The organism is Oleiphilus sp. HI0123 (assembly GCF_001635315.1).
Window position 1 is genome coordinate 1 of the sequence record NZ_LWGE01000565.1, and the last position, 475, is coordinate 475.

At 42.7% G+C, this 475-nt stretch carries 1 protein-coding gene; it reads left to right on the forward strand.

The features are described from left to right. On the forward strand, positions 1–475 hold a 475-nt coding region (locus A3761_RS05195), incomplete at both ends, for an Hpt domain-containing protein (protein WP_156491622.1).

Consider the following 475-nt stretch of genomic DNA (forward strand, 5'->3'; position numbering starts at 1 on the left):
CACTTCTCATGTCGCAACTGTCCTAGAATTTGTTGATCGTGCAGCGAATGACAGTATCGATATTGATGATGATTTATCTAGAGCGCTTCATACACTCAAAGGCAGTGCAAACACAGCTAATATAAGACCGATTGCGGAGATCGCAGTACCCGTTGAACAATTTATCAAGGAAGCACGTGCTAATAACATTCAGGCTGATCAAGATATAGCCTCGATGTTATCGGATGCTATGCATTTTATTCAACAAGGCATCTCACAACTTGATAACAATCCCGATGGGCAACTTTCAGGTACGGATGAGTTTCTCTCTGGCCTTAAATCACTCCAGTCCAAAGTATTTAGCGCACAAAGTGATGAACTCCAGTCGCTTGAAGAAGCCTCACAAGATCCGCAGATTATCAATATCTTCCTCACCGAAGGTCTGGATATATTGCTGGATGCTGAAAGTATTCTTAACCAATGGGAACACAGCCCT